This window comes from Priestia sp. YIM B13552, assembly GCF_042787775.1.
Taxonomy (GTDB): domain Bacteria; phylum Bacillota; class Bacilli; order Bacillales; family Bacillaceae_H; genus Priestia; species Priestia megaterium_E.
Genome location: NZ_JBHZOU010000005.1, coordinates 125,812 through 149,423 on the forward strand (window position 1 = coordinate 125,812; position 23,612 = coordinate 149,423).

The following is a 23,612-nucleotide window of genomic DNA, read 5'->3' on the forward strand; positions in this document are numbered from 1 at the left end:
GTTCTTTATCTTTTACTTAATTTTGAACAGCATTTTTCCAATCAGCCGCAAATTTTTCGATTCCTTGTTCGGTTAAAGGATGTTTAACAAGCTGCTCGATTACTGAATATGGAATCGTTGCAATATGAGCTCCGGCAAGGGCTACGCGTGTCACGTGATCCGGATGTCTTACAGAAGCCGCAATGATTTGAGAGTCAATATTTTGAATGCGGAACAACTCGGCAATTTTAGCCACAAGCTGTACGCCGTCTTCTGAAATATCATCAAGGCGACCAAGGAATGGAGATACATATGTTGCACCTGCACGAGCTGCTAAAAGCGCTTGGTTCACAGTGAAAATAAGCGTTACGTTTGTTTTTACACCTTTTTTAGCAAGGTAGCGAGTCGCTTCTAATCCAGCGATTGTCATTGGAAGCTTAATCGTAATATTTTGATCCCCGCCATTAATTTTAATTAGTTCTTCTGCTTGCGCAATCATGTCTTCTGCTGTTTGGGCATCCGGCGTCACTTCTGCTGAAACGGATTCTACTTCTGGAACAGTTTTTAAAATTTCTTCAATACGATCTTCAAACTTTACGCCTTCTTTTGCAACAAGAGAAGGGTTTGTTGTGACGCCAGATAAAACGCCCACTTTGTATGCTTTTTTAATATCGTCAAGGTTTGCAGTATCAATAAAAAATTTCATTTTTTCATTCCTCCATTAGTTTTTTTTACTATACCCACTATTTCACTTGTTATTTCTTTTCCACAGCATGACCGCCAAACTCATTTCGAAGTGCGGAAACTACCTTTCCTGTAAAGGTATCATCTTCAAGCGAGCGATAGCGCATCAGTAAAGACATTGCAATAACCGGCGTAGCTGTTTGAAGGTCTAGAGCGGTTTCTACCGTCCATTTCCCTTCACCAGAAGAGTTCATAACTCCTTTGATGTCATCTAGCTTAGCATCTTTAGAGAATGCATTTTCTGTTAATTCCATTAGCCATGAACGAATAACAGATCCATTGTTCCATACTCTCGCTACTTTTTCGTAATCATAGTTAAATTGGCTTTTTTCAAGAACTTCAAATCCTTCTCCGATTGCAGCCATCATGCCGTATTCAATGCCGTTATGAACCATTTTTAAAAAGTGGCCGCTGCCTGCTTCACCAGCGTATAGATATCCGTTTTCTACTGCTGTATCGCGGAAGATAGGTTCAACAATTTCCCACGCTTCACGATCTCCGCCAATCATATAACAAGCTCCGTTACGAGCGCCTTCCATTCCGCCAGATGTTCCAACGTCCATAAAGCGGATTTTGTTTTCTTTTAACTCGTTATAGCGTCGAATAGACTCTTTGTAATGAGAGTTTCCAGCTTCAATTACGATATCTCCTTCAGCTAAAAGAGGCTTCACTTCACTAATAACAGAATCAACAACCGTATGAGGAACCATCAGCCATACAACTCTTGGTGTTTCTAGTGACTGCACAAGCTCCTGCAAGCTTGATACTCCTGAAGCACCATACTCTTTCATTTGTTCCACTGCGTTTGAATTTACGTCAAATGCTACAACGTCATGACGGTGATCCAATAAGTTTTGTCCTAAGTTAATCCCCATTTTCCCTAAACCAACTAATCCTACTTTCATGTGAACAGCTCCTTCTATTTATCTTTTCATCTTCTTATTTAAGCCTTTAGCAATTCTTTTGCTTGTGCCACTACGTTTTCTTCTGTAAACCCAAACAGCTTCATCACATCAGCTCCCGTTCCTGAAGCACCGAATGTGTCAATAGCTAACACTTTTCCTTTTGGTCCTACAAAGCGTTCCCAACCAAGTGAAATTCCCATTTCTAGAGAGATTCGTTTTGAAACAGATTCAGGCAAGATGCGCTCTTGATACTCTTTTGACTGCTTGTTAAACAGCTCCCAGCTAGGCATTGCTACAACACGTACAGATATACCTTCACGCTCTAGCTGAGTTTTAGCACTGACCGCTAGTGCTACTTCAGAACCTGTAGCGATAAAAATCAGCTCCGGCTTATCGTTTGTTTCGGTTAATACGTAAGCTCCTTTAGCTAGGTCGTTGATATTTTGTTTTGTTTCTTCAAACACAGGCAAGTTTTGACGGCTAAGCACTAAGGCTACAGGACCTTCCGCTTGCTGAAGCGCATAAGCCCAAGCGCTAGCTGTTTCGTTTGCATCAGACGGACGGATTACGGTAAGCCCTGGAATTGCACGAAGAGAAGCTAAATGTTCAACGGGCTCATGAGTCGGTCCATCTTCTCCTACTGCTATGGAATCATGAGTAAACACATACGTGACCGGCAGCTTTTGCAGTGCAGCCAAACGAATCGCTGGACGCAAGTAATCATTAAAAACAAAGAATGTGCTGACAAACGGCTTCACACCGCCGTGAAGGGCCATTCCATTTCCGGCCGCTCCCATTGCATGTTCACGTACGCCGAAATAAATATTTCGATTTCCGAAATATCCTGGTGCGTAAGGGCCTTCTTCTTTAATGTCCGTCATCGTGGAATGCGATAAATCAGCGTTGCCTCCAAAAATAGATGGCACAGATTTAGTGAAATAATTAATAGCTTCTCCGCTTGCAACACGAGTCGAAATCGCTTTTTCTGATGAGAATGTTAAAATATCATTCACTTCAATTAACGCTTCGCCTGTGATAGCACGCTCTAATTCATCAGCGAGCATAGGGTATTCTTTTTGGTAAGAAGCAAACAGCTCGTTCCACTCTGCTTCTGCTTTCATTCCTTTTTCTTCTAGCTTTTCAAAATGGGCTTTTACTTCTTCTGGAACATAGAAGTTTTCTTCAGCTTTCCAGCCGTAGGCTTGCTTTGTTGCTTTTGCTTCTTCTTCTCCAAGCGGATTACCGTGTGCTTTATTTGTTCCCGCTACTTTTGGACTTCCGTAGCCAATAATTGTTCTCACTTCAATAAGCGTTGGCTGCTCGGTGTTCTGCTTCGCTTTTTCGATGGCTTTTGTGACTTCATCTACGTTATTTCCATCTTCTACACGCAAATACTGCCAGGTTGCAGATTCCGCTCTTTTTTGGATATTTTCACTAAACGAAAGATTTAATTCCCCGTCTAACGAAATATCGTTGGAGTCATATAAAGCGATAAGTTTACCAAGCTTCATATGGCCAGCCATGGACATTGCTTCATAAGAAATGCCTTCCATCAAGTCACCATCGCCTACTAACGTATACGTATAGTGATCAATGACTGGGAATTTTGACTGGTTAAATTTTGCCGCTAAATGAGCTTCTGCCATTGCTATTCCGACTGCATTTGCAATCCCTTGACCTAAAGGACCTGTTGTGGCTTCCACGCCGTCCGTATGGCCAAATTCAGGATGTCCCGGTGTTTTACTGTTTAGCTTGCGAAAGCTCTTTAAATCTTCTACTGATACATTGTATCCGCTTAAATGAAGCATGCTATACAGCAAGCTTGAGCCATGACCGGCTGATAAGATAAAACGATCTCGGTTAAACCAGCTTGAATTTGCCGGGTTGTGCTGTAAGTGATTCGCCCATAGCGCATAGGTCATCGGAGCCGCTCCCATCGGAAGCCCGGGGTGGCCTGAATTGGCTGCGTTCACCGCATCAATTGACAGGGTGCGAATCGTATTAACTGCAAGTGTGTCTATGTTGGTACTCATGTGTCATCCTTCTTTCGCTTTGTTTGTATTAAACTGGCTGCACTTCGCGTGATTGACTTGCTGTTTCTTCATCCAGCCACCATTTAAAACCGTCTTTTTCTAAAAGTGCATGTGATGCATCAGGGCCGTGTGAACCAGCAGCATATTTATAAAGCGGCACTGTATTTTCCTCAAATGCTTCAAGAAGCGGCTGAACCCATTCCCAAGCTAGCTCTACTTCTTTCCAATGAGCAAAAAATGTAGAATCTCCGGCGCATGCATCTGCAATAAGACGCTCATATGCTTCCGGTGCTCCTTCTTGCTGACCTGAAAAATTAATTTGTACAGGCTCAATATGACCATGATTAAATGGATTTTTGCTGTTCAACTGCAGCGTAATATTTTCATGCGGGTTAATTTCAATGATCAACAGATTTGGAGATGTTGTTTCTCCTTTGTCTAAGTACAACTCTTTTAACGAGTCTTTGAATTCAATAACAATTCGCGTCGCTTTTTCAGCCATTCTTTTCCCTGTACGAATGTAGAAAGGAACGCCTTTCCAAAGCGAATTATCGATATATAGTCTGGCTGCTAAAAACGTGTCCGTCTGCGAAGATGGTGATACGCCGGGCTCATTTACGTAGCTCTCCACTGAAGAGCCGTTTATTTTTCCGGCCTCATATTGACCGCGAATAACGTCTAGATCCATATCTTCTTTTACAAGCGGACGAAGTGCTTTTAACACATTTATTTTTTCGTTTCGAATATCATCAGCGCTAATGCGGGCCGGTAAGTGCATAGCCGTCATCATCAGCATTTGCAGCATATGATTTTGAACCATATCTCGAATGGCTCCCGAATGGTCATAATAGCTTGCTCTTTCCTCTACCCCGACCGTTTCACTTGCTGTAATTTGTATATTCGCAATATGTTCGTTATTCCATAATGATTGAAGAATAGGATTAGCGAATTCCAGCGCTTCTAAATTTTGCACCATCGACTTGCCAAGATAGTGGTCAATGCGGTAAATCTCTTTTTCTTTAAACGCTTTGCTCAAGTTTTCGTTTAATTGTCGAGCTGACTGTAGGTCATGGCCAAACGGTTTTTCAATAATTAACCGTTTCCAACCTTTTGTAGCACCTAAGCCACTATCTTTAATATGCTCGGCGATCGTACCGAAAAATTCTGGGGCAACGGAGAGATAAAACATTCGGTTGCTTGGAATGTTTAGTTCTGCTTCTCGTGCTTCTACTAGATTTAACAGACTTTTATAGTCTTCAGCATTCGTTGCATCCAATTGACTGTAGCGAAAAGCTGAAAGAAAATGCTGCATAAGAGATGAATCTTTTTCGACGCGACGTGAAAAAGTATGAATAGATTCTTCTACTTTTTTCTGAAAATCTGCATCGGACATCTTCCTTCTGCCTAGTCCTACAACAGAAATTGATTTAGGGATTTTCCCATCTACAAATAAATTATAGAGTGCAGGATAAATTTTGCGTTTCGCTAAATCACCTGTTGAACCGAATAAAACAAAAGTCATCGCTTCCATATCTCTTCCTCCTGTTAGGAAAAATATAATCTTTTAAAAGTAACTTTTCTTTCACTCGTTACTTTATGTAACATATCTTATTCCTGAAATATTTTTTCGTCAAGATATTAAACTCGTAAAAAATCATTTCAATTTTCTTTTTTTCTTTAAACCTTATAGCAGCTTATCTCGGTTAGTTTATGGAAAAATAATGAAAATACTTTTCAGTTGAATTTAGAAAATAAAACTGTTTTAATGGACTTGATAGAATTGTATGAAAGTAAAAACATACATACTATTTACATATGTGCCAGGTAAAAAATATCAAAAGGTGGAAGTGCTATGAAAACTCAACTAATGAAGATAGTTGAAGACCTATCAGTTTTTTCACATAGAAAAATCGTAAAACACTCTAAAGGAGAAAGGAGAGTTTGTCCTCTTTCTTTTAAGCTGCACGCACGCCTTTAATGCGTGGCTACAGCAAGAAGTGCAAGCATCATATAGAGGTTAAAGACAGCCAGTAAAACAAGAACGGTATAGACTAGTGTTTTACCTGTTTTTCCTAAAAAGTAGACATTTACTAAACTAAAATACACGCTTGCTGCGCATAAAACGAACGCAAGAAATTCCTTGCACTCACTGGGCTTCATTTGAAAATCTTGATTATAGTAAATTCGGAGATCCTTACTAACGGCAAACGGCACGGTCCACCACCTAATCAAAATTCCAATAAACATAAGTATCCCTATTGTGTTTAACGTGGACTGAAGTGTTCTCGGCTGTTTCTTTTTCATATTCACATCCGTTTGTGCGGACCTTTTGAAGTTTACTCGCATGTATTTCCCCCCATGATGTTTTTGCATACCACAAAAAAGATCATCAGCCATACGCAGGCCTCTCCCGCGGCTATTTCTTACACCGTCAAAAGATGCGTAATAATCATCGCGCAAGGCTTCAATAAAGTTATATTCTTTATCTATATTCACTTTATGCTGCATTTGATGCTTTCACAGCTTCTGATCATACCAGCTTGTTATATACATACACAAAAATAAGCCTTGGCTCATAGAGCTAAGGCTTGCTTCATGTTTTGATTAAGTTATACCCCACACATTGAAGAGCTTGTTGAATATTTTTCACGACTTTTAACTGTAAGTTTTTCAAATCATGATTTTTAATTTGCTCTTTCGCAAATGTGGGCGTTACACCTGTTATAACTGCTTGAGCACCCATGAGCTGAAGTGCTGTAATCATTTTTAAGAAGAAATTCGGAAACTCTTTTTCTCTCAGAAGCAGCTTCGATAAATCAATGATAAAGTAATCTATTTCATTATGAGCTGCATCGTGAAGCACATCTGTCATAATCTGATCCGCACGCTCTTTATCAATAATACCTTGAAGAGAAAGAATCGAAACACCTTCTGTAATTGGAATGATTGGGACACTTAAAAACCCCATCTGATATCGTGTTTCATCCAGATCGATCATATGAGATAAGATACCTGCCATTGATTGTAAAAAAGCAATATCTTCTCCTGAAAATTCTTTTTCTTCCTTGTCCATTACACAGAGTGTTCCAAATACATTTCCTTTTAAATCTTTTAATGTAACACCTAAAAAACCTTTTACCTGCAATTGATCCGTTACTTCTAGCTGTCTGGTAACGGCATCCTTCATCAGATTTGCCGTATGCATAACGTCTCCGTCATTCATAATGATTAAGCGGCAGTATGTACCTCCGTATTCAACGCTGTATCCTTCAGGAATAATTTCTTCCTTCTCGTTATATGAGCTGAGGACCGTCATCGCTGTTTCTCCTTTTCTAGTTACGTACGTTGTGCGGACATTCAGCTGGTTGGTAATAACCTCAAATAATTTTTGCGAAACAGACCGCAGTGAATAAAAATGAGGAACTTTATTTTCTCCATCAACGTTCATCTAGTTACCTCCATCGCAACCATCATTCTCTCTGCCATAAGTGCATTCTTTCATAAAGATACACACAGTTTGTTTCTAACTTTTTTGTAGTATGAGAGAGTACGGCTATATTGCCTCTTTTCTATCTTATACATGCTAGATTTGACATATGACATGATTTCACATAAGAAAAACTTCTTCCGTTCATGAAAGAAGAAGTTTTAAATTATATAAAAATCTTACACGTCCCCATCTCCCCTCTATTCCCCGTATTAGGATATATCAAACTAAACTGCTTAATTCTTATGGATAAAAAACAAACGTTTACAGGAAAACATAGCACACAGGGTATTAAAGCTCCTGCTGCATCTTTTTGTTCCATTCCCTTCGCAGAATGCCCATTTTAATGCTGTCAACATAGTTACCGTTTACGATACGTGCTTCTCGGATTCTCGCTTCTTCTTTCATCCCTATTTTTGCCGCTGTTTTGATCATTCTGATATTGCCTGACCATGTGGACATACCGAGTCTATGTAAATGTGTAGATTCAAATAAAAAATCAATCCACATGCGGTAAGCTTCCGTTCCGTATCCTCCGCTCCAATAGTCTGGGTCGTAAATGACAATTCCGGTTTCCAGCCAGTTTGTATGCTTGTCCACCCAATAGCAGCTCACGGTCCCCACCGTTTTTTCATTAATAATAATCGCAAGTATTCGAGGAACTGACGGAAAAAGCTCATATTCTTTTTTCCATGAGTTTATATACTTTTCTTTCGTGAGTCTTCGTTCTGGTATGTACGGAGCATTCCACTTTTTTGCTTCTTGGTTTTTTTCTTCGTACTTCCAGTAATAAAGTTCATTAACGTCTTCCTGTGTCGCTTCTCTTAACGACACTTTTTCTCCTATTAGTTTTATCATGAGAAGCATCACTCCTTGACTTATAAAATAGCTTATTACGTTCTGTAGAAATAAAACGAATATTAATACACGTGTGTACAAGCACACCTTTGCATAACGAATAAAATATAGTAGTTATGATGAAAGGAGTGAATCTTATAAAAAAATATTATTGCTACTACAATTCAGCAGATGGAAAATATTATGTAGAAAGCGATTATTCTTCTAAAAAGCGTTCTCGCAAGAAAAAACCATGCTGTGTAACCATTAATTATTATACAAATATTGCATATGAAGGCGGACAAATTGCTATAAACGGTGGACAAAACGCATCTCAAGGTGGACAAATTGCCAAAAACGGCGGGCAAAATGCTAATCAAGAAGGACAAATCGCAGGAAAGTACGGGCGAAATAAGCTAACTGAATTTAATTTCACTAATGGTAATGAAGAGTAATTCCCCCTGTTTTGCCTGTAAAACACCGAGAAGAATGTATATACTCCCGGTGTTTTTTTGTTTTTCTTCTATTTATTACTTACGGTTTCCATAACTGCAAAATAGTTATCTTCACTGTCTGAAAAGTTAAAGACTTTTCCTGAAGGCATGGATACAATTTCTCCTACCGTTACGCCTTTAGCTGTTAAATCTCTGTATAGTTCATCCACATTCTCTGTAAAAAACAGCAGCGAAGGAGTTCCGACGTTTAATTCTGGCTGCATTTTTGCTATTAGCTGTTTGTTATGAAGGATAATGGTTGTTTCGGCACCCGCTACCGGTGCTAGCTCAATCCACTTCATGCCTTGTTCATTATTTTGTTCAGACATAACTTGAAATCCCATTTTTTCTGTCCAAAACTTTACCGCTTGATCTTGATCGTTTACATACACCATAATTTGACCAACTTTTTTAATCATTTCTTCCACTCCTTTGATATAGATAAAATAATTTCTTCGGCTACTGTATCTGCCGATTTTTCTTTTGTGTAGATCGTTTGCTTTGCCAGCATCTCATTTGATGGATGCGTTACAAAATGTTTGTTAAGTTCAAAAACATCTTTATCATCCGTTATTTTCTGCAATCTTTGATGTAATAGTTGTATAGACTCTTCTTTATCAGCACTAGGAAGCAATAAAAATAGAGACTGGTAAGGTTTTAACGTCTTTTCTACTTGCTGAAACAACCCCATGTCTTCATACACTGAGTGACCCGCGCCAAAATCAATGACCGCATGTTTGTACTCTTCTAGTATTCTTTTAACAGCATAGGCTTCAAACGGTTTCCAATAGGCGTACATGCCTTGAAATCCTTGTTTTTCTCGAACGTTTTGCTGTGTTTCTTTGCTGAATCCTATTTCCCGGTAGTAGGAAAATCGCACTTCATCCATTGAGCACTGAGGAACATTTAGTTTTTTTGCCACTTTTTCACCGACCGTCGTTTTTCCAGCGCACATAGGTCCAATGAGAATAATAGGGGTTTGCATATGCTACCTCCTTATTTCACTTCCAGCACAAACGCGTACAACGCATCTCCATTGGATACATTTTTTTGATTTTTATCCATCCACCATACTGAATATGAGTAGTAGTAAGTGCCTGCTTCAGAAGGTGCTTTCAGCTTATTTTTCTTCAGTGGTACGTCCACTTCATTTTTGTTTTGTATTTGTACCATATGCCTCTCGTTAGGCTGCCGCTTATGTTTGATAGTAAGCGCTAGCGATTCATTTGCTTTAACTTCAATAGGCTTTTCGGTTTTTAACAATTCTAAAGGGCCTGCTTTATCCACACACGTCTCTTTCCAGCAGTATGTGCCAACTTTTGTTTCATAAAGGTGGTTGTTTGCTTCGAGATACGCTTTTGGCGGGGATTCTTCAAGAACTCCACTGCTTGAACATCCCGTAAAGCTTGCTACGATAAGTCCAAACGCGGCTGTATTCCATTTTCTCATCGTTTCATCACCTTTTTACTATTTCTTCATTGCCTTTTCATTTCCTGTTTCTTATTTTCTTCCTTCCTAAATAGCGTTGTTTTATTTTGGCTATACGCTTTTTAAAGAAGTGGAATATGAATAACTAACCCATCTACTAATAAAGAAGCAAACGTATGGAAGCTCCAAATCGAGACGACAAATATATGCACAATGAAGAACGCAAAAAAAGCGCTGCTCTTGTCAAGAGCAGCACTTTTTTAAACTTGCACGCTGTTTGATTCTACTAATTTTCCATCTTCCATCCACACAACACGGTCACATAAATCCAGCATTCTTTGGTCATGCGTAACCATTACAGCTGATTTGCCCCTTAGCTTTACTTCATCTGCGAGCATTTGCACGACTGCTCTTCCTCGCTCTGAATCCAAGCTGGCCGTCGGTTCATCTGCAAAGATAATTTCAGGGTTATTCATCCACGCTCTTGCAATCGCTGCCCGCTGGCGTTCTCCGCCCGATAGACTTTCAGGATAGTGATGCTTTCGATGAGCAAGCCCTAGTTTTTCAAGCAAATCATCCGCTCTTTTTTTCGCTTCTTTATTTCGACTTCCTTCTAGTTCCGTGACAAGAAGAAGCTGATCGCGAACCGTTAAATACGGAATTAAATTAGCTGCTTGAAAGATAAAGCCGATTTTCTTCAAACGGATGTTGTTCATTTGTGATGGAGACATTTTATTAATCTCGTCTCCGTCAATAATCACGCGTCCGCTAGACGGCGACAGCAGCGCGCCTGCAATGGATAAAAAGGTACTTTTCCCGGAACCAGAAGGACCGACAATCGCCACAAGCTCTCCTGCTTTTACACGCAGCGATAGGTCATTTAACACGACTACAGCGTTTTCTCCGTCTCCAAATGACTTGCTAACACTCTCTAAAACTAATTTTTCTTCACTCATTAAACAGCCCTCCCAATCGCTTCAACTGCATCTACTTTTGCTACGCGATACAGCGACAATAATGAACTCAGTACAGAAACAGCTACAAACAGCGCCGAACAGCCGGCGATTAGCGATAAATCCAAGTGAAATGGCATCGAAACAGGCAAAATGGCAGCTACTCCGTACGTCAGTCCAATACTAATAGCGAGACTGCATAAAGTTAACACAACCACTTGAGATAAAATCGTTCGCGCTAAATAACTTGTTTTTGCTCCTATCGCTTTTAACACGCCAAACTGATTCATTTTTTGAAGCGTCATCACGTAGAAAAAAACGGCTAAGACAAAAGCGCCAATGATAAACAGAAACGCGACCATCATTAAAAGCGAGCCTTGTTCTTCTTGATAGCCAGGAATTCCTTTTAACGCTTCATCTTTACTAATCACGTCAATGTTAGACTCCTTTTTTTGAAGAGCATGTGCTTTTTTATCGTTCATGTTTAACACCACTGCATTAAAAGCACCTGTGCTTTCAATTGTCTTCCACTCTGTAAGATTAATATGAATAACAGGAGCGTGACTAAACGACTGATTTTTTGTAAAACCAACAATCCTAAAGCTTTTTCCTGAAGCCGTATCTTTTATCATATCACCTAGCTTTACTCCTTCTTCTTTTAGCGAAGAGTCCGCCACGGCTTCATGTTTCGCATCGTCCGTAATCATCTTCCCTTCTGTTACGTTCGGAGCTAAAAAGCCGCTTGTGCTTATGGCAAAAAACGAGGCGTCTATTTTTTTCGCTTTTCCTTCATTTATAATTGCTGTCATCATCACACCAAGCGGCTCAGCATTTTTCTTGCCGCTTAGCTGTTGAATATCTTCTGTTTTGTTTATGGATAAAACAGAGCGCGTCAGGCGCTGATCCGCTTCTTTTTGAAGCACAACGTAATTTCCTTTCATTTCTTGAACAGCTGAAGCATTGTCAGAGGAAAGCCCCTTTGCTAAGCCTGATACAAAAAGCACAAGCCATACAATTAACACCATAATCACGCCAATGAGTAAGTAGCGCAGCTTCGCATGTTTCAATTCACGTAAAGCCAAAAACATGTTTCTTTCATCTCCTTTTTTCATTCTATTTAAAGTATAAAAATAGAAAATGAATGGAAGATGAACGGCTCATTACATTTTCGGAAGATAAATGTGAAAGGTGCTGCCTTTTCCTTTTTCGCTTTCAACGTGAATGGAACCTCCATGCATTTCGACAATTTGCTTCACAATCGCTAAGCCAAGCCCGCTGCTTCCTTCGGTCCGGCTTCTTGCTTTATCTTCTTTATAAAAACGATTAAAAATATGCGGGAGGCTTTCTTTTGACATGCCGATTCCCGTATCTTGAAATTCCACGTGGCAATGCGTGTCTTCCATACCAACGCGAAGAGACAGCGTGCCTCCTTCTTCCGTAAACTTTACGCTGTTTGTAATCAAATTTGTCCACACTTGATGAAGCAGTTTTTGATCGCCTGAAATCATCGTTGAAGGAAGATCCATTTCAATAGCCAGCTCTTTTTCACGCCAGCTCCACTCCGTCATAAACAGCACCTGCTTGATTTGAGCTGCAACATCAAACGTACTTTTTTCGATATGCTCACTTTCTTTATCAAGTGAAGCAAGCGTAAGCAGCTGTTTGCTGAGTGACGACATGCGCCGGCTTTCTTCTTCAATAATAGACAGATACTCATTTCTCTGTTCATCTGAAAGATGAGCAGAACGGAGCGTTTTCGAAAACCCTTGAATGGACGCCAGCGGAGACTGAATTTCATGCGACACGTTGGATACAAATTCTTGGCGCATCTCTTCAAGCTGCTCTAAACTTTTAGCCATCTCGGAAAAATGTGAAGCAAGCGCCCCGATTTCGTCTCGGCGCTTCACGTACAGATCGACGTTGTATTTTCCTTTTGCCACTTGTTTTGTCGCTTCCGTTAGCTTGACAATTGGTTTTACTAAATAACGCGTACTAATAAGTACAAATAAAATACTTAATACAATCATCAGCAGTAAAATAACCGAGAAAAAAATGCGCATTTCCCCGAACTGCAGCTGAATATCAGGGCGGATAAACAGCGCTTGCTGCTTATTAGTTTCTCCTTTTAACGGCACGCCGATGGTATTGGCTAACACATTATCAAAAAATCCCGTCACAAACACCTGTGAAGGAAAGTTTGCAATTCCGTGATACATTTTTCCGTCCAGTACTTGTTTGACAGCACTCTTTTCTAAGCGCTGATTTCTAAATTCCCGTCCGTAAAACGTCTCATGTCCGCTCCTGTCCACCACATATATTTGATAACCTAATTTACTGATATGCTGTAAATAAGCTTGTTGATCCACGCCCCTATTGCTTTCGTAAAAGCTCGCAATGTCTTTTGCCATACGCGTAAGCTTTTGATCGTTATAAGGCTTTAAGCTGTACTGATAATAAACGTTTGCTAAAATAAACGCTAGGAGACTGCTAAATACCATTACAGCAATGGTTGTCAGGACAATCCGCAAATAGAGCGTCTTCATTTTGCCGTCACCTCAAGCTTATAGCCGACGCCTCGAACCGTCGTAATGACAAAATCATCGGTATGTCCAAACCTTTCGCGCAGCCTTTTTACGTGTACATCGATTGTGCGGTTATCTCCGTTAAAATCCGCTCCCCATATCAGATGAATTAATTCTTCTCTTGTGAAAATTCTTCCTGGATAGCTCGCAAGCTGAGCTAATAATTCAAATTCTTTCATTGGAAGAATTAACAGTCGTCCGCTGCAGTGCACTTCATAGCTTTTTCGGTCGATAGAGGTGTTGTTCAGCACGATCATTTTTTCATTTACCACTTCGTATCGGCGAAGCAGGGCTTTGATTCGGAAAATCAATTCTTTTGGTTCAAACGGCTTTGTAACATAGTCATCCGTTCCTGCTAAAAAGCCTTTTTCTTTGTCTTCCAGCTGATCTTTTGCTGTTAATAAAATAATGGGAAAATCATAATAGCTGCGTATTTCTTCGCAAACTTCATATCCGTCTTTATGAGGCATCATAATATCGACAACCGCTAAATGAATGTGCTGCTTAGCAAGCAGACCCGAAGCTTCCTCACCGTCTTTTGCTTCATGCACCACATAGCCTTCAAGCTGCAAATAGTGACGAACTAATTGCCGCATATGCTCATCGTCATCCGCCAGTAAAATGTGAATCATTTCTTCTGCCACTCCTTTTATCAACCATTTAAAATGGCGGCCTTTTGGCCGCCATCATTTATTCTTTCAGTATCTATCTGTTTACTAGTGTAACCAAACGCCGTGGTCCTATTGCGTTTTTATTAGGATAAGAACTTATTGTGAACAGCAGATGAACGGCTTGTTACAAAATCCATTCACCGCGCGCAATCATCTCTACTTTTCCGCCTACTTTAATGTGAAAAGCTTCTCCATCATAACTAGCTTTTACATACAGCAGTGAAGGTCTTTCTATCTCGTATCCTTGTTCTACACGTATGTCAATCACGGTCTGATTAAAATAGCCGTATTTAACTAAATATGCTGCCAAACAGCCGTTGGCGCTGCCGGTTGCTGCATCTTCTGGAACGCCGTAGTAGTCGGCAAAGTCCCGTACGTTTAGCTGATGATCTTGGTGATAGGTTTCCCGCGAAAAGACCATAATTGCTTTTGCTTCTGTATTTTCTATCAGTTTGAAATATTTTTCTTTGTCTACATTTATTTCTTTAGCTGCTTCTAATGATGTTAACGGGGCAAGGATGACAGGCAGACCGGTGGATACTTCTTGAACGGGAAAACGCGTGTCGATATAAGCTTCATCAAGGTTTAACACATCCGCCACTTGCTTTTTATCAAGCACTTTCCCAAACGTCGGCTGACTTTGTGTCATCCATAGTACATCTTTTTGTTCATCATATGTAACGGGCGTAGGACCTGCTTTATAATGAAGAATAAGCTCCTCTGTATCTTTTTCTTCTAGTTCTTCTCGGATAACATAAGCGGTACCGAGCGTCGGATGGCCTGCAAATGGCACTTCTTCATTAGGCGTAAAAATCCGCACGTTATATTCCCCTTTTGCAGAAGAAGACGTAATAAACGTCGTTTCAGAGAAATTAATTTCTTTAGCCATTTGCTGCATCTCTTTGTCTGAAAGGCTTCCTGCGTCTTTAAAAACTGCGAGCTGATTTCCCGTATATTTTCTCTGTGCAAATACATCAACAATGGAATACTGAATACTTTTCATTTATGTGTTCCTTTCTAAAGGGAATTTTTATGTATGAAACAGGCCATTACGTTTTTCTTTAAAGCCTCATATTGCTCTTTATTCGTATCCATAAACGCTTCTTTCCGACTGGACAAAATGTCTGCATAATGGAGAGGCTCGCGAAATTGTTCTTGTGTAAAATCACAGCGCTGTCCGTTGAGCTGATTATAGAAATGCCAGCCTTCTTTACACGGAGTTTTTAAAATACCTCCTCCTTTGATATCTTGAACGACAAGAGCTGTCACGCCGCACTGTCCTTTGGAAGGATTGTCAGCCGTCCACTTCGTGCTTGAATGAATTGACCACGATTGGTGCAGGGCTTTCTTTAAACGATTCACGTTTAAGCACCTCCTTTTTCTTCAAATCTACCATATTCTTCTTTTTTATGAAAGTTCCCGTTAAAAAACCCATAGCACAAATATTCTTACTTTAAAAATAATTTAAGGGAGAATAGAAAAATAATAGAAATAATGTATAATAATAGAGTCATTTTAGATGATAGATTATAACCAATGAAAGGTGTTTTAAATGGAAGAACAAGCAGTAAATGAACTCCTGTCTTTTGAAGAAGAGCATAAAGTAGTTCGAACAAATACGTCCTATTATGATTTGAAGTGGGGAAAAACAGCTAATCCAGCTAAAAACAACACGTGGAACTGGGCAGCCTTTTTTCTGACAAGCGCGTGGTTTGCATACCGAAAAATGTATAAGTACTTTTTTATTTTAACGCTTATTGAGGTAATTTGGTTTTCCCTTTTGTGCTTTGTAGACATACCAGAGTGGTCGGATGCAATTGTGTTCGGCGGTGCTTCACTTATTACAGGGCTATGTGCCAACCGCTGGTATTATAACCAAGTTAAAAACGTGTTAGTTCGAGCCGAAGCTCAGCCGGAGCAGCGGAAAGAAGCTTATCTGCAAATAAAAGGCGGCACTCACATCGGAATTGCTATTGGTTTAAGCATCTTAGCGCTTGTGATTACTTTTGGAGTCGGAGCGGGATTATCATTTTTACCAACAAAAACGAATATTAAAGATGTAGTTCGCTACGGCGACGAAGCAATTACGCTTGAAATGTACAACGATCATCCAAAATGGACCTATATTAAAAAAGAAGGCCGTCATCACGTTGTACAATTTACCGGCTACGATTATACAGAAAAAGAGCATGTACGCATTGTATTTAATGTTTATTTGGATAAACAAATTTACGAATGGGACAAAATTTACATCAACGGCAAAAAGTTAAATAAAAAAGATGCGGAAGACTATGAATACTGGATTGAAGACAGTTCAGCATATTAAAAAGGTCAGCAAAAAAAGAAAGGATGAGGCTTGCTCTCCTTTCTTTTTTGTTTTATCTTAAAGCGTCAAAGGCAGCTTAACCGTCACTACTGTCCCGTTCTCATCACTTTCAATCGAAAGCTTACCGTTATGCTCGTTGATGATTGTTTTACAAATAGAAAGCCCTAACCCCATGCCTGTTCCATCTTTTGTTGAGAAAAATGGATTTCCTACTTTATTAATAATGGATAGCGGAATCCCAGAACCGGTATCTTGAATATCAATAAGAGCACAATCTTCCCATTTTTTGATAATAAGATTTACTTCCCCGCGTTTCTTTTTCTCCATTGCTTCAATGGCGTTTTTCAAAAGATTCATAAACACTTGTCTCATTTGAGCAGGATCGATTGATACAAGCGGAATGGCTCCTTCTATTCTTACGTTCATTTCGACATTATACAGCGCAGCTTCACTTTTCAAGAAAGCAACGGTATCATGAATAACTTCTACAATCGATACGATTTCTTTTTTAGGCGCTGTTGGCTGCGTGACAAGCAAGAAGTTGTTAATAAGTTCATTCATACGGTCCAGTTCATCAAGAACAATTTTTTGAAAAGGCTCTGCCTGTTCATTTTCATTAAATAAAAATTGAATAAAACCGCGCACCGACTGCATCGGGTTTCGAATCTCATGCGCTAACCCTGCTGCCAGCTGCCCTACGAGCGCCAGTTTATCAAGCTGCAGAATTTTCTCTTCAATTTTCGGCAAAACAGCCGCTTGATTTTTATAAATAATATGAGACAAAATACCAGCCAGCCGGTTTAACCCTTGAATTTCACTTTCGCTAAACTGATAAGGATCCGGATCGACCGCGCATAAAGTACCAAACATTCTCCCGTCTTCTAGCACAATCGGTGTTCCTAAATAAGAACCTACCCGGGCACCATCAATGATGGCTAAATTAGACGTTCTAACATCGCGTTTTGTATTGGGAATAACAAGGGGCTCATCACACGTGACTAAGTTGCATACCGCAAGCTCTAACGGCAGCGTCAGTCCATCCTCTACAAGGCTTCCCCCTTCTTTATTAAAGGCTTTCATAACTGAAAATTGTTCGTCGAAAATCCCTACAAACAGCGTCCTGCTTCCGACTACTTCGCTAGCCATCTGCAATACATCCCAAACGGCTTTTTCATTGATGTTCCTCTCTTCCATTACCTTAGTCACCTACTATTTAAATATAGACTGTTCTATTCTCTTATTCTCATTATAAAATTTAAATGTAAAAACGTATATCAAAATTTTAAGAACTCGTTTATTTCTTCTATGTCATCATTAGGGTTAAGGATAGCTAAGACTTGATGGTCTTCCCATATACCATTAATATTTACATTTTTTCTAGCAATTCCTTCCCTATGAAACCCTGCTTTTTCAAGTACGCGCTGAGAAGGCAAATTACGTGGCATAACGCCGGCTTCAATGCGGTGAAGATGCAGCTCTTCAAACGCATAGCCAACAAGTGCTTTTACGGCTTCTGTTGCGTACCCTTTTCCATTATAATGCTGATCTAGAAAATAGCCGATAAACGCGCTTTGTAAAGATCCGCGCAGCACTTGAAAAAGACTAATGGTGCCAATCAGCTTATTATTCTCTTTTTGAAAAAGACCAAAATAGTATTCTTCATCGTTTTTCCTGTTCTCTTCATGACGCTGAATTTTTTCTACTTGGCTTTCCAACGTATAAAAAGAATGCTCTCGAATCATAGAAAACCGTTCAAAAAAACCGCGATTGTCCTTTTGCAACCGAAGGCTGTCGTGCGCATCGCTGACAGTTAAGGGGCGTAAATAAATAGTATGACTTTCGATCATGGTATTTCTCTCCCTTTTTTACTTCTCACAGAAAGTTATGTAAAAAGAATGCTTCATTAACATTTTCCATTTTCTCACATAGTAAGCGTTTCTTACTGTAATGTAAAGAACCAAAAGCACGATTCTAACATCTTTTCTTTATCCCTTTCTGCCGCTATTTTTAATTTCTTCCCTATGTAAAAATAAAAAACCACCTGGGAAATCACCAAGTGGTTTTTTATATTAAGCGGGGTGCACGCTCTGATTAACTGTGGATGGATATAAAGCCTTACGTTCCAAAACAGACTTCTTTATAGAAAAGAATGGGATAAAAAATACTTTTTCTGAGATTTTTCTTTTATTTACGTTTAACAGCAGCCGCCGAAGCCATAGCCGTAACCGCCAAAGCCACCATAAGGATAACCACCGTAACCGTAGCCGCCAAAGCCATATGGTGATAACAGTGAACCTGCTACTAGCCCTCCTGCTAATCCTCCTAAAAATGGACCTCCAAAGCCATAGCCGAATGGTCTGCCAAAGCCATAGCCAAACGGGCGTCCGAAACCAAACGGTCTGCCAAAGCCAAACGGTCTGCCAATAAACCTTTCATCTGCGTGTTGAAGTTGATGATGATCTTGAGAATACATAGTAGGTAAAAAATGCATTTCTGAATTCATAAGAGAAACCTCCGTTTTTTTGTTTTTGCTTTCACCCATGAATATGCATTTACCTAGTCGCTGTCTTGGGCAAATATCTTGGTTATGCTGAAAATAAGGGAAAAGAATTACGAAAAAAAACAAATTACTAGGTTTATATGAAAATGAGCTTGATTTCTCTTTAGTACCTAATACATACAAAAAAGCGGATCCTGACTTAGAATGGTATAGGGAAAGTACTAACGTGTTTATTTCATAGTAAAAAATAAGAAGCCGAAGAAAAAATTCTTCGGCTTCTCCTTCATTATGTACGCAGGCTAAGGAGGAAGTGGTATTAGCCTGCTTTGTTATAACATGGGGGCTCATATATGAGATCTTGGGATGATTCATCCTATGTAGAAAGTGAAAAAAAGTACCGTGTCCATCTTATTTTCTTATCTTTTTTTATTTTCATTGAAATCATTGGATATTTTTGGAGCACTTTTGCATTTCAGGCATATGTTAAAAATGTACTCAGAACTTGGAGGTGAAATATATGGGCTTCTATGGTGGCTGTGGTTATGGCGGTTACGGTTACGGCGGCGGCGGCGGATTTGGCAGTGGCTTTGCTTTAATCATCGTATTATTCATTTTATTAATCATCATCGGCTGTGCTTGCTGGGGAGGATTTGGCGGTTGCTAATCATTAGAAATAGTGATAAACAGCTTCATTTCCGCTAATTTTTTTACCAAAAGCTAGCTTTCCACTTTATTATGAAAAAGCAGTGTCCACATAATGGGCACTGTTTTTAAATGTGCTTATGAATCAGGTAATAATAAGACTAGCCATTATAAAAAAATAGATTTTTTTAATCTGCCGTTTCTTGTCTATTTCTTCCCATCACCTTATTTTTCTTGTTCATACTTCCTTTTCTTCTACATATTAATAGATAAAAAGATTAATTATAAAGAGAGTCACTCTGCAACTCTCTTCCTGCTCTATGTAGATGCTAAACATTAAACAAACGTTTTTTTCAAGACAACGCGCTGATCATTGACAGTATAGCCGTTTCTTTCATAAAAAGCCTGTGCAGCTCCTCCAGTCGCCGTCAAGAGATACAAGCTGTTGATATCGTGTCTTTGAAGTTCGTTCTCAAACCGGCTTAAGATAGCTGAACCGTACCCTTTTCCCTGCACGCTTGCGCTGACGCAAAGCTCGGCCACGTAAAAGGTCATACCGCTGTATGATTTTTTTGCGTGACCTGCAATCATTCCAATCAGCTCTCCTTGGTCATAAAATAAATAGCCCATAAATTTAGGTGTGTTCAGTAAATCAGTCAGCCTTTCTCTAGCTGCTTTCTCTGTCCACGGCTCATTCCAAGGTGTTTTTGTAAATACATTCATATACAAGTTAATACACTGCTCCATATTCTCTGCAGTGAGAGGTACTACTTTTTCGATCATTTTTACGCTTCCTTTTTTGTTTAGTTTGAAGGCTTGTTAACAATTCGCTCGTACATTTCCGGCAGGTGCTTAATTTTATAATCAATCGTCTCAAGCTTGTGATGGATTTCTTCGATTTCTTTTTGTACCGCTTTTTTATGATCCATCAGCATTTGCAGACTTTTATCAAGCACGGCATTTTCAAGCGTACAGTTTTCAATAAGCGTCCGAATGTCCTTGATTTGCATCCCTGTGCTTTTTAAACAGCAGATTAAATCAATCCATTCAATATCTTGTTCTTTAAAAATACGATTCCCTGACGCTGTACGATCTAAAAATGGAAAAAGCCCTTCTTTATCATAATAGCGAATGGTATAAATTGTCACGTTCAATTTTTTTGCCACTTGTGAAATGGTATACGTCATACTGCTTCCTCCCATACCTTAAACTTCTCAGAAAAACATGATGAGTTTGTCTTGACCTCTAGTTATCTCGAGGATTTATTCTTTTATAGTCTTCTTCATTGAGCTCTTTATGCTGCAGACTTTTTGTACAAGCAGCAAGCAACATATATTTAAACCTGAAAGGATGAATACGATGAATACTGCTCACATGATGCTTACCATTGTAATTGGCGGTTTTATTGCCTTTTTGTTAGGTCTTGGCGTCACAAAAATAATTGAGCTGCTGCTAAATCTTTTTCTAGCTTAACCAGTAGTTACTTATCGTAAAACGCAGGTAACTCCGTTCCATATCCGAACGGAGTTACCTGCTTTATTTTAAAAACTGCAGCGCTTAAGGCACCATGTTGCCAGCGGCTTTGTAAATATCGTACCACTCTTCGCGCGTTAACTTGATTTCTGAACCTTTACTTGCATCTTTCATACGCTGAATATTTGTAGTACCAAGCACCACTTGAATATTTGCAGGATGAGTTGTGATCCACGCAACGGCAATCGCTGTATTCGTCACGCTATACTTACTTGCGATGCGATCAATCACTTCGTTTAGCTTTCCAAATTTCTCTTTGTCGCCTAAGAAAGGTCCTTCGAAAAATCCGTTTTGGAATGGCGACCACGCTTGAAGCGTTATATCATTTAAACGGCAATATTCAAGCACGCTGCTGTCGCGGTTCACAGCTTGGTCGATGCCCATATTTAAAGAAATACCAGAGTCTATAATTGGCGTATGTGCAATGCTGAACTGCACTTGGTTTACGACAAGCTTTTGGTTGATATATTTTTCAAGCAGCTGAATTTGCGCTGGGTTGTGGTTCGACACACCGAAGTGACGTACCTTTCCGCTGCTTTGAAGCTCATTAAACGCTTCTGCTACTTCTTCAGGATCCATTAGCGGATCTGGGCGATGAAGTAATAAAAGATCTAAGTAATCTGTTTTTAAGCGCTCTAAGCTGCCGTTAACAGAGTCTATGATATGCTTCTTTGAAAAGTCATAGTAATTTTTCGCTGCGTTAATGCCGCATTTACTTTGAATCACCATTTTCTCACGAAGACTTGAATTCATTTGTATAGCGTTTGCAAAATACTCTTCGCATTGTCCCACATAATCAGGACCGTAAATATCAGCATGGTCAAAAAAGTTAATTTCTTCTTCCATCGCTGTGCGGATTAGCTTCTCTGCTTCTGGTAACGAAAGCTCTGTTAAACGCATATTTCCCATAATTAAATTTGATACGTGTAAGTCAGTATTAGCAATTGTATGATACTTCATATAAAGCCCCTCCTTGAAATGATACTAATACAAGATAAACCATAGAGTTAACTCTAGGTCAAGCAGAAAGAATAAAAGTTTTTATAAGCAGCGACGGTAAAACACCCTATCTTTTTTGGTAAAAAGATGAAATACTAGGTTGTGGTGTGATAAAAGTCACTGCCGCTCTGCATTTCATTTAGTAGTATATGTTACGTTCTTTTATTCCTTTTTATCGAAGCTTATTTCATAGCAATACATCAATTTACCAGGCAAAGGAGCTTATCAATCACTATGCAGAAAACGAAAGCAAAACGATTTGAAATACAGTATTCCGTTCTAAAAGATGAAGCCAAAATCAAAGGAACTTTTGTGATAGAATCTGCTAAAAACCGGGATGACGCATCAAGACTTGCTAAATTAAATGTCTCTACAAAAGAAAGAGTGTTTATTCAATATGTAAAGATTTTAAAAGTCAAACGAGTTTCTACAGATTCGGCGGAAAAGTGACATTGGTTTGCTTCTTCTTTTAGCAAGCCCCTATTTATGCTGAAAGTGTCGTCTTAGAAGATGCTTGTTTCGTTCGTGTGAGTAATAAAACTAATCCAATAATACAAGCTGTGCCTATCCATTGATAAAAACCAAAAGGCTCTTTCAGCCAAACAACGGTTGTAATAACAGCGGCTAAAGGCTCTAAACTTCCAAGCAAACTCGTTTCTTTAGGTAAAAGACTTTGCAGGCTTTCTACATAAAACCAAAAAGCAAGCATCGTGCCAAAAATAATGACAAATAAAATATATCCCCAGGTTATTGGTGATAAGCTTGACGCTTCCCAAGGAGGATGAATAAAGCTCATTACGCTTCCCCCAATTACCATTGACCAGCCAACGATGACAAGCGAACTGTACTTTTTGATCAGCGGCACCGCATACAGCGTATAAAATGCTGCTGCTACACCTGACAGCACTCCCCAAGCAACGGCAGATACAGGAACAGACAGCTGAGAAATAGAGCCGTTTGTTAATAAAAAAAAGCAGCCCCCCAGTGCCAGCAAAACAGTGATGACGTCTTGTCGCGTAAATATAGACTGCTTGCGCAAAAGCAAATAAACGATAATCATCACCGGTGATAAATACTGCAGCAGCGTAGCTACTGCTGCATTTCCATGCTTAATAGAAGCCATATACGTATACTGAACGGCGAGCATACCAAATATGGCAAAAACGACGAGCTGAAGAGCTGCCTTTTGGTTCTTCCATACTCCAAGTACGTGAGAACGATTATTTTTTATACATGAAATCATTAGCAGCAAAAAACCCGCAATGAGCAGCCGTACTGAAACAAGCCAGTCTACACTGATTTCAAATTCTTGAAAAAGCTTTTGAGCAACCGTTCCTCCCATCCCCCAACATATAGCTCCAGTTGTTACAAAGAAGAACCCTTTTTTCCGGCTGAGATTGTTCATCTTTCATCCCTCACTTTTATTATAAGAATAGTGTTATAATAAATGAAAAACGGGGCGGGAAATACGCATATTGCATTAAAAAATATAATTATAT

At 39.5% G+C, this 23,612-nt stretch carries 27 protein-coding genes; 4 read left to right on the forward strand and 23 right to left on the reverse strand.

Translation table 11 applies throughout. The features are described from left to right. Window positions 1-16: 16 nt before the first annotated feature. From fsa to ACFX40_RS19830, 7 genes are all read right to left on the reverse strand, one after another. Entirely contained in the window at window positions 17-685 is a 669-nt protein-coding gene (gene fsa, locus ACFX40_RS19800) for a fructose-6-phosphate aldolase (RefSeq protein ID WP_098332086.1), read from the reverse strand. Window positions 686-734: 49 nt separating this feature from the next. Then, a complete protein-coding gene (gnd, locus tag ACFX40_RS19805) occupies window positions 735-1,628 on the reverse strand; it encodes a phosphogluconate dehydrogenase (NAD(+)-dependent, decarboxylating) (RefSeq protein WP_028409302.1) in 894 nt (297 codons plus the stop codon). 38 nt (window positions 1,629-1,666) lie between these two features. Then, window positions 1,667-3,661, reverse strand: coding sequence for a transketolase (gene tkt, locus ACFX40_RS19810; RefSeq protein WP_377255948.1), 1,995 nt, complete (start codon window positions 3,659-3,661; stop codon window positions 1,667-1,669). 28 nt (window positions 3,662-3,689) lie between these two features. Beyond that, window positions 3,690-5,192 (reverse strand): glucose-6-phosphate dehydrogenase, encoded by a 1,503-nt coding sequence (gene zwf, locus ACFX40_RS19815; protein ID WP_028409304.1) that lies wholly within the window; start codon window positions 5,190-5,192, stop codon window positions 3,690-3,692. A 443-nt stretch (window positions 5,193-5,635) separates the two neighbouring features. After that, window positions 5,636-6,169 (reverse strand): hypothetical protein, encoded by a 534-nt coding sequence (locus tag ACFX40_RS19820; protein WP_330534026.1) that lies wholly within the window; start codon window positions 6,167-6,169, stop codon window positions 5,636-5,638. An 85-nt stretch (window positions 6,170-6,254) separates the two neighbouring features. Further along, window positions 6,255-7,109: a GAF domain-containing protein gene (locus ACFX40_RS19825; protein WP_028409306.1), complete on the reverse strand. Its 855-nt coding sequence runs from the start codon at window positions 7,107-7,109 to the stop codon at window positions 6,255-6,257. Between the two features lie 330 nt (window positions 7,110-7,439). Beyond that, a complete protein-coding gene (locus ACFX40_RS19830; protein WP_377255952.1) occupies window positions 7,440-8,006 on the reverse strand; it encodes a GNAT family N-acetyltransferase in 567 nt (188 codons plus the stop codon). Window positions 8,007-8,134: 128 nt separating this feature from the next. Between ACFX40_RS19830 and ACFX40_RS19835 the strand changes: the two genes are divergently transcribed. Then, window positions 8,135-8,440 (forward strand): hypothetical protein, encoded by a 306-nt coding sequence (locus tag ACFX40_RS19835; protein ID WP_377238387.1) that lies wholly within the window; start codon window positions 8,135-8,137, stop codon window positions 8,438-8,440. A 68-nt stretch (window positions 8,441-8,508) separates the two neighbouring features. Here ACFX40_RS19835 and ACFX40_RS19840 read toward each other — a convergent pair whose 3' ends face one another. From ACFX40_RS19840 to ACFX40_RS19880, 9 genes are all read right to left on the reverse strand, one after another. After that, window positions 8,509-8,898, reverse strand: a complete 390-nt coding sequence (locus ACFX40_RS19840; RefSeq protein ID WP_377255955.1) for a VOC family protein — start codon at window positions 8,896-8,898, stop codon at window positions 8,509-8,511. Next, complete coding sequence (locus ACFX40_RS19845; RefSeq protein ID WP_028409309.1) at window positions 8,895-9,464, reverse strand: shikimate kinase; 570 nt, start codon at window positions 9,462-9,464, stop codon at window positions 8,895-8,897. Before ACFX40_RS19845 ends, ACFX40_RS19840 begins: the two co-directional genes overlap by 4 nt. An 11-nt stretch (window positions 9,465-9,475) precedes the next feature. Next, window positions 9,476-9,928 carry a hypothetical protein gene (locus tag ACFX40_RS19850; protein ID WP_377255958.1) on the reverse strand — a complete coding sequence of 151 codons (453 nt, stop codon included), beginning with the start codon at window positions 9,926-9,928 and terminating at the stop codon, window positions 9,476-9,478. A 239-nt stretch (window positions 9,929-10,167) separates the two neighbouring features. Further along, window positions 10,168-10,863, reverse strand: coding sequence for an ABC transporter ATP-binding protein (locus tag ACFX40_RS19855; protein WP_377255961.1), 696 nt, complete (start codon window positions 10,861-10,863; stop codon window positions 10,168-10,170). Continuing rightward, the gene (locus tag ACFX40_RS19860; protein ID WP_377255964.1) at window positions 10,863-11,948 is read right to left on the reverse strand and encodes an ABC transporter permease; all 1,086 of its coding nucleotides are present in this window, start codon (window positions 11,946-11,948) and stop codon (window positions 10,863-10,865) included. The genes ACFX40_RS19855 and ACFX40_RS19860 overlap by 1 nt, the downstream gene beginning before the upstream one ends. A 72-nt stretch (window positions 11,949-12,020) precedes the next feature. Beyond that, window positions 12,021-13,403, reverse strand: a complete 1,383-nt coding sequence (locus ACFX40_RS19865; protein ID WP_377255967.1) for a sensor histidine kinase — start codon at window positions 13,401-13,403, stop codon at window positions 12,021-12,023. Next, window positions 13,400-14,074, reverse strand: coding sequence for a response regulator transcription factor (locus tag ACFX40_RS19870; RefSeq protein ID WP_028409314.1), 675 nt, complete (start codon window positions 14,072-14,074; stop codon window positions 13,400-13,402). Before ACFX40_RS19870 ends, ACFX40_RS19865 begins: the two co-directional genes overlap by 4 nt. 163 nt (window positions 14,075-14,237) lie before the next feature. Then, window positions 14,238-15,116 (reverse strand): PhzF family phenazine biosynthesis protein, encoded by an 879-nt coding sequence (locus tag ACFX40_RS19875; RefSeq protein ID WP_028409315.1) that lies wholly within the window; start codon window positions 15,114-15,116, stop codon window positions 14,238-14,240. 14 nt (window positions 15,117-15,130) lie between these two features. Beyond that, window positions 15,131-15,475: a YunG family protein gene (locus tag ACFX40_RS19880; protein ID WP_028409316.1), complete on the reverse strand. Its 345-nt coding sequence runs from the start codon at window positions 15,473-15,475 to the stop codon at window positions 15,131-15,133. Between the two features lie 190 nt (window positions 15,476-15,665). Between ACFX40_RS19880 and ACFX40_RS19885 the strand changes: the two genes are divergently transcribed. After that, a complete protein-coding gene (locus ACFX40_RS19885; RefSeq protein WP_377255970.1) occupies window positions 15,666-16,439 on the forward strand; it encodes a DUF2628 domain-containing protein in 774 nt (257 codons plus the stop codon). Between the two features lie 57 nt (window positions 16,440-16,496). Here ACFX40_RS19885 and ACFX40_RS19890 read toward each other — a convergent pair whose 3' ends face one another. The 3 genes from ACFX40_RS19890 to ACFX40_RS19900 form a co-directional block, all read right to left on the reverse strand. Next, window positions 16,497-17,633: a GAF domain-containing sensor histidine kinase gene (locus ACFX40_RS19890; RefSeq protein ID WP_028409318.1), complete on the reverse strand. Its 1,137-nt coding sequence runs from the start codon at window positions 17,631-17,633 to the stop codon at window positions 16,497-16,499. 80 nt (window positions 17,634-17,713) lie between these two features. Further along, on the reverse strand, window positions 17,714-18,286 hold the full coding sequence (locus ACFX40_RS19895; RefSeq protein WP_098332097.1) for a GNAT family N-acetyltransferase: 573 nt from the start codon (window positions 18,284-18,286) through the stop codon (window positions 17,714-17,716). A 347-nt stretch (window positions 18,287-18,633) separates the two neighbouring features. After that, window positions 18,634-18,942 carry a hypothetical protein gene (locus tag ACFX40_RS19900; protein ID WP_028409320.1) on the reverse strand — a complete coding sequence of 103 codons (309 nt, stop codon included), beginning with the start codon at window positions 18,940-18,942 and terminating at the stop codon, window positions 18,634-18,636. A 514-nt stretch (window positions 18,943-19,456) separates the two neighbouring features. Between ACFX40_RS19900 and ACFX40_RS19905 the strand changes: the two genes are divergently transcribed. Then, a complete protein-coding gene (locus ACFX40_RS19905; RefSeq protein ID WP_057273570.1) occupies window positions 19,457-19,603 on the forward strand; it encodes a YjcZ family sporulation protein in 147 nt (48 codons plus the stop codon). A gap of 314 nt (window positions 19,604-19,917) precedes the next feature. Here ACFX40_RS19905 and ACFX40_RS19910 read toward each other — a convergent pair whose 3' ends face one another. From ACFX40_RS19910 to ACFX40_RS19920, 3 genes are all read right to left on the reverse strand, one after another. Further along, on the reverse strand, window positions 19,918-20,364 hold the full coding sequence (locus ACFX40_RS19910) for a GNAT family N-acetyltransferase (RefSeq protein ID WP_377255973.1): 447 nt from the start codon (window positions 20,362-20,364) through the stop codon (window positions 19,918-19,920). 20 nt (window positions 20,365-20,384) lie between these two features. Next, window positions 20,385-20,768 carry a MerR family transcriptional regulator gene (locus ACFX40_RS19915; protein ID WP_025751010.1) on the reverse strand — a complete coding sequence of 128 codons (384 nt, stop codon included), beginning with the start codon at window positions 20,766-20,768 and terminating at the stop codon, window positions 20,385-20,387. 370 nt (window positions 20,769-21,138) lie between these two features. Then, window positions 21,139-22,074 carry an aldo/keto reductase gene (locus tag ACFX40_RS19920; RefSeq protein ID WP_028409322.1) on the reverse strand — a complete coding sequence of 312 codons (936 nt, stop codon included), beginning with the start codon at window positions 22,072-22,074 and terminating at the stop codon, window positions 21,139-21,141. A 273-nt stretch (window positions 22,075-22,347) separates the two neighbouring features. Between ACFX40_RS19920 and ACFX40_RS19925 the strand changes: the two genes are divergently transcribed. Beyond that, window positions 22,348-22,563, forward strand: coding sequence for a hypothetical protein (locus tag ACFX40_RS19925; protein WP_028409323.1), 216 nt, complete (start codon window positions 22,348-22,350; stop codon window positions 22,561-22,563). Between the two features lie 34 nt (window positions 22,564-22,597). Here the strand turns inward: ACFX40_RS19925 and ACFX40_RS19930 are convergent, their stop codons facing one another. Then, window positions 22,598-23,518 carry an EamA family transporter gene (locus tag ACFX40_RS19930; RefSeq protein ID WP_098332099.1) on the reverse strand — a complete coding sequence of 307 codons (921 nt, stop codon included), beginning with the start codon at window positions 23,516-23,518 and terminating at the stop codon, window positions 22,598-22,600. Between the last annotated feature and the right edge of the window lie 94 nt (window positions 23,519-23,612).